Genomic DNA, 8,152 nt, shown 5'->3' on the forward strand with positions numbered 1-8,152 from the left:
GGGCAAGCCCCCGACCTTCTGGCAGATGCTGCACAGCATCCTCGCCGCCGCCTTCGGCGTGCAGAGCGGCAAGAACCGCGCCCGCGATTTCACCCACGGCAAGGCCAGCCACTTCATCGCGCTGGGCACGCTGTTCACCCTGGTGTTCATAGCCGTGCTGATTGGCCTGGTGCAACTGGCACTGCACCTCACTGCCCGCTGAACGCTCTGCCATAAAACGAAAACGCCTGCGGGATTCCCTCCCGCAGGCATTCTGGCTGCATCACGGTCTTGAGTTTCAAGTCACTGGTGGCTGACCCAATACACGGCAGTGACCACCACCAGGACGATCAGGCAAAGGATCGCCCAGGCATCGACACTGCTGTCAGCTTTGCGGACCTTGGTAGAGTTTCCCATTGCATTGCCTCTTGTAGTGGTTATGGGAATGCACTTCACAACCAGCAGTTAAGACGAGCAATGCCCTTCTCTCAAGCAAGGTCTTTCAATAGTCGACAGGTGACGTCAGAAACGGGTACTGGTAGCTCGGCGGGCGCCCTTCGGCGCTGTAATGCTGGAAATCGACGCCGTAATCGTCCCGTTCCAGCAGTTTCAGCCACCGCCGCGCCCTGGCCTGGTCGATCGACTGCAGCAGCGGTAGCGTGTGCTCGCGCTTGCCATCCCGGTTGATCTCCAAGCCACGGGCATCGTCATGCAGCAGCACCATGGCCCAGCCGCCCAACGTCGTATGCCCACCCATCAGCACGCCCAGGCGCCCATCGATACGGGCACGCAAGGCTTCAGGTGAACTGTTGATGGCACCGAACATCACATCGCGCCCTGGCTTGCGCCCAGCCTCCTCGAATGCCTGCATGGCACCGAGTGCCATCTGGTCGTTGGCTGCCCACACCAGCCGCGTTTTCGGGTAGCGCTGCAGCAACTGCTGCGCCTGCTCGTAGGCGCGCTCGCGGTTCCAGCCGCCATACACCACCTGGCGCAAGCGCACCTGGGGGAAATCAGCCAATGCCTGGCGCATGCCCTCCTCGCGCAGTTGCGAAGCAGGGGTGGTCTTGACCCCGGCAAAGGCCACCAGGTCAATCGGTTCATTGTCACGTGGCAGCAAGGCGACCATCTCGTGCAGCATGCGAAAACCCGCCTGCTGGTCATTGGCGGTCAAGGTACCGAGCACCTGCCCGTACTTGTCGGGCTGGGCCCGGATGCTCATCGCCTGGTTGGCGGTCAGGCCGTTGTTGACCAGGAACAGCTTGACTCCGGTCCCCTGGGACAGGCGGATGATCTCTGGCGCGACGTACTGTTCATTGACCAGCACCAGGTAGTCCGGCCGTTGCGGGCCCTTGAGAATCGCCCGCGCCTGGCTCATCGCAAGCGCTGCATCCCGCTCGCTGTACTCCACCCGCAACGTCATGCCCAGCTCATCGGCAGCAGCCTGCATGAAACGCGAATAACTGGTCCAGAACGTCTCGTTCGACTGGCCAGGATTGAGAAAGACCACCGAAGCGGCCTGGGCGGAGGCTGCCAGTGGCAGGCCCAGGCACAAGCTTTGGCAAAGCGCCTTGAGCATGCGGATACACCCTTTGAAACAAACCGCCGAGTATAAACCCGTCGCGCTCGCGGGTAACAAATGCCAGTCAGTCTCACTTAGTTCGTTTGGTTCTTTTCATATGCAAAAACATCACTTTAGCGCATAAACCCAACCTGCTATCGTTCCCCGGCTCCGAACCGGAGTGCGCGGCCGTGCGCGCGAATAGCTGCATGCAGCCTGAGACAGGACTTTTATGTACGTATACGACGAGTACGATCAGCGGATCATCGAGGACCGCGTCAAGCAGTTCCGTGATCAGACCCGCCGCTACCTGGCCGGTGAGCTGAGCGAAGAAGAATTCCGCCCTCTGCGCCTGCAGAACGGCCTTTACATCCAACGTTTCGCGCCGATGCTGCGTGTCGCCGTGCCGTACGGCCAGCTGAACGCCACCCAGGTTCGCACCCTGGCCAAGATCGCCCGCGACTACGACAAGGGCTACGCCCACATTTCCACCCGCCAGAACGTGCAGTACAACTGGCCGGCGCTGGAAGACATCCCGGACATCCTCGCCGAGCTGGCCACCGTGCAGATGCACGCGATCCAGACTAGCGGCAACTGCTTGCGCAACACCACCACCGACCAGTTCGCCGGTGTTGCCGCAGACGAAATCGTCGACCCGCGCCCGTGGTGCGAAATCGTCCGCCAGTGGACCACTTTCCACCCGGAATTCGCCTACCTGCCGCGCAAGTTCAAGATTGCCATCAACGGCTCGAAGGAAGACCGCGCCGCCATCGAAGTGCACGACATCGGCCTGGAGCCGGTGCGCAATGCCGCTGGCGAGCTGGGCTTCCGCGTGCTGGTCGGTGGTGGCCTGGGCCGTACCCCGGTGGTCGGCTCGTTCATCAACGAGTTCCTGCCGTGGCAGGACCTGATCAGCTACCTCGACGCCATCCTGCGCGTGTACAACCGTTACGGTCGCCGTGACAACAAGTACAAGGCGCGGATCAAGATCCTGGTCAAGGCGCTGACCCCGGAAGTGTTCGCCGAGAAGGTAGAGGCCGAAATGGCCCACCTGCGTGGCGGCAGCACCACCCTGACCGAAGAAGAAGTCCAGCGCGTGTCGCGCCACTTCGTCGACCCGGACTACCTGGCCCTCGACAACGTCGACTACAGTGCCCAGGACGCCGAATTCCCAGGTTTCGCCCGCTGGCGCTCGCGCAACACCCGCGCCCACAAGCGCCCTGGCTACGTGTCGGTGACCCTGTCGCTGAAGCCTACCGGTGTTGCCCCTGGCGACCTGACCGACAAACAGCTGGACGCCGTGGCGGACCTCGCCGAGCGCTACAGCTTCGGCTTCCTGCGCACCTCCCACGAGCAGAACATCATCCTCGCCGACGTCGAACAGCGCCAGCTGCATGCGCTGTGGATGGAACTGCGCGAGGGCGGCTTCGCCACGCCGAACATCGGCCTGCTGACCGACATCATCTGCTGCCCGGGTGGTGACTACTGCTCGCTGGCCAACGCCAAGTCGATCCCGATCGCCGAATCCATCCAGCGCCGTTTCGACGACCTGGACTACCTGTTCGACATCGGTGAGATCGACCTGAACATCTCCGGCTGCATGAACGCCTGCGGCCACCACCACGTCGGCCACATCGGCATCCTCGGGGTGGACAAGAAGGGCGAGGAGTTCTACCAGGTATCGCTGGGCGGCAACGCCGCGCGCGACGCAAGCCTGGGCAAGATCCTCGGCCCGTCCTTCGCCCAGGATGACATGGCCGATGTGATCGAGAAGCTGATCGCCGTGTACGTCGAACAACGTACCGAGGAAGAGCGTTTCATCGACACCTACCAGCGTATCGGCATCGACCCCTTCAAGGAACGCGTCTATGCAGCGAATCATTAAGAACAACCAGATCGTCGACGAAACCTGGCACCTGCTGCCCAAGGACTTCTCGTTCGACGAGCTGAGCAACTGCGACGACTACATCGTGCCGCTGCAGATGTGGCGCGACCATGCCCACGTGCTCAAGGCCCGCGACGGCGGCCTGGGCGTGTGGCTGGACAGCGACGAGCAGGCGGAAGAGATCGGCGACGACGTGCAGCACTTCCAGGTCATCGCCCTGAACTTCCCGGCCTTCACCGACGGGCGCAACTACTCCAATGCGCGCCTGCTGCGTGACCGCTACGGCTTCAAGGGCGAGTTGCGCGCCATTGGCGACGTACTGCGTGACCAGCTGTTCTTCATGGCCCGTTGCGGCTTCGACGCATTCGCCATCCGTGCCGACAAAGACCCGGAAGACGCGCTGCAAAGCCTGAAGGACTTCTCGGTGACCTACCAGGGCGCCACCGACGAACCGCTGCCGCTGTTCCGCCGCCGCTGATCGTTGCCTGCAATGCGTACGGCCCGCCTTTTGGCGGGCCGTTTCGTTTGTACGCAACACACTCAGGTTTCCTGAGTACACGCCGATAGCCTTGATACCCACAGAATCTGCATGGAACGCCGATAATGAATCCGATTGCTGCCGTTCGCCCCTTCCCTATCCAGGTCGCGCCTGCGGCAACGCCCCAATTGAGCGGGACCGGCCAGGCGGCCAGCACGGTGACGCAGGCCAGCACGCAGGTGGTCCTTGGCCAGCATTTGATCAGCATGGACAGCGACATCTACTCCGCCAAAGGCACCCTGCAAACCATGTCCAGCCGCTACGTCTGGGAAACGCCGGGTGTCGACAAGCTCAGCCAGTACATGACCGCTGCCGTTCAATCGGGCTCGACCAGCGCGCGCTTCCAGGGCCTGGGAGCCGCGCTGATGGCGCAACTGGCCGCAAATGGCGGAGCGACCATCGCCCAATCCGGCCTTCTGGTAAACGACGGGGCCGCGCCAAACCAGCTGATCCTGGGTCTGCAGCAATCGGGGCTGCGCGAATACGCCAGCAACAGCATCACCTTCAACCTCACCACCGCGTCCGGCGCCACGGTGACTCTGGGCCTGTACAGTAGCGAGCAAGGCCTGGCCGTGGATGCACAGGTTCAGGGCGGCACGCTCAACGCCAAGGAACTGGATGGCTTGGCAGCCCTGGCCAGCAGCTTCCAGTCGGCCATCAACGGCCTGACCCAGGAACCGCCGAGCTTCCAGCTCGGCGCACTGGTCAAGCTCGACCCGGCCCTGTTCACTGGCCTGCAACTCGACGCACAGCTGGTAACCAGCAACGGCCAGCCGCAAACCTTCGAACTGCGCCTGGACGACCAGACACGCAGCTTGAAATTGCAGGGCCCCAGTGGCGAGGTGAAGATGAGCTTCGACACCCAGGGTGGCGAGTTGCTGGGGAGCCAAGCCATGCGCCAGGCGGCGCTGGCCAACTACCTGAATCAGTTTGACGCCGCGCAACAGCGTGGCCACGGGAACAAACAACTGATGGGCCTGTTCAAGGGTGCCTTCAGCCAGCTCAATAGCGTCGATGACAACCACACCCGCCTGGCCAACTCGGCCATGGCCCTGAACAAGAACAGCCGACTGCTGCTCAGCGGCCTGGCTGACTTCAACGCATCGATCAGCCAGCCCACGAAGCAGCCAAATCCTTTGAAGCCGGAGGAGGCAGATGGTTTCAGCTACCAGGTTTCACAGTCGACCAGGATCAGTACCGACCCCAACCTTCGCGTGGAGCAGCAACAGCAGGCCACCCTGCGGGCCGCATGGCACGAAGGACTTAACCCAGGGATGGACCTGCAGCTGACTCGTGACAACGAATCACAGAATTATCGCTACCACGAAGTCAACGACCAGTCGAACAGCACTACTCGCCTGGGCTGGCGCAAGGCTGTGATGACCGATGCCAGCGTGTCGCAGCAGGCGACCCAGAAAGAACGCGTTCGCACCTATCAGAAAGGCATCGAGCTGTCGGACGTCGACAACAATACCTCCAGCAGCAAGGATCGAGACTTGCTGGGCGTTCTCGATACGTTGCTGCGGCAGGACCGTGAAGCACAGCGCATCGGCGTGCAGTCAACGCTGGAGCGTCAGGTGGCGGACCTGAGCCGGCTATGGCTACTGCAATCCACCTCGGCGCTTATCGAGAATTGAAGGTGCCGCCTTACCAGTTTTGCATGAGCCAATGGCCTATTCGTGATTTCAGGTCAAATGACCTTAGCGGTGCGCTGCCTTAATCAATCGAGCTGAAACCTGCACACTGCTCCGCACTCGAACAGTGATCGAGTCCGAGCCACACGGCTCGGTTCGGTCCGACGTTCATTCATCAGGAGCAGATCCCATGAGCATTCCATCTTTCGGCCTCGGCACCTTCCGCCTCAAGGGCCAGGTCGTCATCGACTCGGTCAAGGCCGCCCTTGAACTGGGTTACCGGGCCATCGACACCGCGCAGATCTACCAGAACGAAGCCGATGTCGGCCAGGCCATCGCCGAAAGCGGCATACCGCGCAGCGAGCTGTTCATCACCACCAAGATCTGGGTTGAAAACTACGCCGCCGACAAGCTGATCCCCAGCCTGCGCGACAGCCTGCAGAAACTGCGCACCGACTACGTTGACCTGCTGCTGATCCACTGGCCGGCCCCGGGCAACGGCGTCGAGCTGGGCGAATACATGGCAGCCCTGGCCGATGCCAAGAAGCTGGGCCTGACCCGCCAGATCGGCGTGTCCAACTTCAATATCGAATTGACCCGCCAGGCCATCGCCGTGGTCGGCATAGGTGAAATCGCCACCAACCAGATCGAGCTCAGCCCGTACCTGCAGAACAGCAAGCTGACGGCGTTCCTCAAAGAACAAGGCATCACCGTCACCTCGTACATGACCCTGGCCTACGGCAAGGTCCTGAAAGACCCGGTGCTGACCGAGATCGCCCGCACGCACAAGGCCACTGTCGCCCAAGTCGCCTTGGCCTGGGCCATGCAACAGGGTTATGCGGTTATCCCGTCTTCGACCAAACGCGAGAACCTGGCCAGCAACCTGCTCGCCCGCGACCTGCGCCTGGACGACGAGGACATGGCCCGTATCGCCAAACTCGAGCGCAATGGCCGCGAAGTCAGCCCTGAAGGCCTGGCGCCGATCTGGGACTGATGCCATGACCACGCCCCTGCAACCCCTGGGCACTGCCAGTGGAGCCCGCACAATGAAGCCTGCTCGGGTGCTGTTTGCCTTGGCCATCGGTGCCTTTGGCATCGGCACCACCGAGTTCACCCCGATGGGCCTGCTGCCGGTGATCGCGCAGGGCGTCGACGTGAGCATCCCCAGCGCTGGCATGCTGATTACCGCCTATGCCATCGGCGTGATGGTCGGTGCGCCGATCATGACCTTGCTGTTCAGCCGCTTCGGCAAACGCGCAGCGCTGATGGCCCTGATGTCGATTTTCACCTTGGGCAACCTGCTCTCGGCACTGTCACCGGACTACTACAGCCTGCTTGCCTCACGCCTGGTCACCAGCCTCAACCATGGGGCCTTCTTCGGCCTTGGCGCCGTGGTGGCGGCCAGCGTCGTGCCCAAGGAAAAACAGGCCAGCGCCGTGGCAACCATGTTCATGGGCCTGACCATCGCCAACATCGGCGGTGTGCCGGCTGCCACCTGGGTTGGCCAGCAAGTCGGCTGGCGCATGGCCTTCACCGGTACGGCGGTGCTCGGCCTGCTGGCCATGGCCGCCCTGTGGTATGCCCTGCCCAAGGGTGAACGCGGCAGCGTGCCGCATGTGCGCAAGGAACTGGCGGTGATCGCCCGCCCCAGCGTGCTGCTGGCGATGGCAACCACGGTGTTGGGGGCTGGCGCCATGTTCACCCTGTATACCTACGTGGCGCCGGTGCTGGCGGAACTGACCGGTGCCTCGGACAGCTTCGTCACCTTTGGCCTGGTGCTGATCGGCGTTGGCTTCACCTTGGGCAACAGCCTGGGTGGCCGCCTGGCTGACTGGTCACTGGAGGGTGCGGCGAAGATTTTCCTCGGCGTGCTTGCGCTGATCATGCTGCTGATGCCGCTGGTATTGGGCAGCCATGTCGGCGCCGCCATCGCCTTGCTGGTGTGGGGCATGTTCACCTTCGCGGTGGTGCCACCGCTGCAGATGCGGGTGATGACCGCTGCCATCGAGGCACCTGGGCTGGCGTCGTCTATCAACGTGGGGGCGTTCAACCTGGGTAACGCCGTAGGCGCGGCCTTGGGCGGCGCGGTGATCAGCCTGAACCTTGGTTACGCTGCAGTACCGATGGCTGGTGGCGTGCTGGCGGCTGCGGGGTTGCTGCTGGTGTGGCTCGGTGGGCGCAACAGGGCTACGGTAGCCCTGGTCGCCGACTGAGTTGGTCCTGTAGGAGCGGCCTTTCGCGACACAAGGCCGCGCCTACACCCCCTCGGTAACCTGTAGAAACACCAGATCAGAATCTGAGCCCGACGTTAACCATCAATTGACGTCCTGTTCATGCTCGATGCCTCGCTGGACATTCCAGTGACACTCGCCGCGCCGGGTGGATCTCGCCATAGGGAACGTCAAGGGAACAGTGATGCCGATTCGTCGTTTGCGGGTTGCCGTGATACAGCATGTTCATCCCGCGGCCCGCGCCTATGCGCAATTCCTGGCGGCCAGAGATGAGGAATTGCAGTTGCGCTTAAGGCCCGGCTTGAGACCTTCTGCGCCTGGTAG

The 8,152-nt window shown here is 62.5% G+C and carries 7 protein-coding genes; 6 read left to right on the plus strand and 1 reads right to left on the minus strand.

Annotation, left to right across the window (positions count from 1 at the left end):
* On the plus strand, positions 1 to 202 hold a 202-nt coding region (locus APH27_RS25070; protein ID WP_060486189.1), incomplete at its 5' end, for a DUF2970 domain-containing protein.
* Positions 203 to 481: 279 nt separating this feature from the next.
* Here APH27_RS25070 and APH27_RS25075 read toward each other — a convergent pair.
* Positions 482 to 1,558, minus strand: coding sequence for an ABC transporter substrate-binding protein (locus APH27_RS25075; protein ID WP_060486190.1), 1,077 nt, complete (start codon positions 1,556 to 1,558; stop codon positions 482 to 484).
* A 214-nt stretch (positions 1,559 to 1,772) separates the two neighbouring features.
* Between APH27_RS25075 and APH27_RS25080 the strand changes: the two genes are divergently transcribed.
* From APH27_RS25080 to APH27_RS25100, 5 genes are all read left to right on the plus strand, one after another.
* Entirely contained in the window at positions 1,773 to 3,425 is a 1,653-nt protein-coding gene (locus tag APH27_RS25080; RefSeq protein ID WP_060486191.1) for a nitrite/sulfite reductase, read from the plus strand.
* A complete protein-coding gene (locus APH27_RS25085) occupies positions 3,409 to 3,903 on the plus strand; it encodes a DUF934 domain-containing protein (protein ID WP_027919848.1) in 495 nt (164 codons plus the stop codon). The genes APH27_RS25080 and APH27_RS25085 overlap by 17 nt, the downstream gene beginning before the upstream one ends.
* 125 nt (positions 3,904 to 4,028) lie before the next feature.
* A complete protein-coding gene (locus tag APH27_RS25090) occupies positions 4,029 to 5,600 on the plus strand; it encodes a hypothetical protein (RefSeq protein ID WP_060486192.1) in 1,572 nt (523 codons plus the stop codon).
* 187 nt (positions 5,601 to 5,787) lie between these two features.
* Entirely contained in the window at positions 5,788 to 6,591 is an 804-nt protein-coding gene (gene dkgB / locus APH27_RS25095; protein WP_060486193.1) for a 2,5-didehydrogluconate reductase DkgB, read from the plus strand.
* A 52-nt stretch (positions 6,592 to 6,643) separates the two neighbouring features.
* Positions 6,644 to 7,810: an MFS transporter gene (locus APH27_RS25100; protein ID WP_033696386.1), complete on the plus strand. Its 1,167-nt coding sequence runs from the start codon at positions 6,644 to 6,646 to the stop codon at positions 7,808 to 7,810.
* Positions 7,811 to 8,152 lie beyond the last annotated feature (342 nt).

This window comes from Pseudomonas sp. NBRC 111123 (genome assembly GCF_001320205.1).
GTDB lineage: Bacteria > Pseudomonadota > Gammaproteobacteria > Pseudomonadales > Pseudomonadaceae > Aquipseudomonas > Aquipseudomonas putida_J.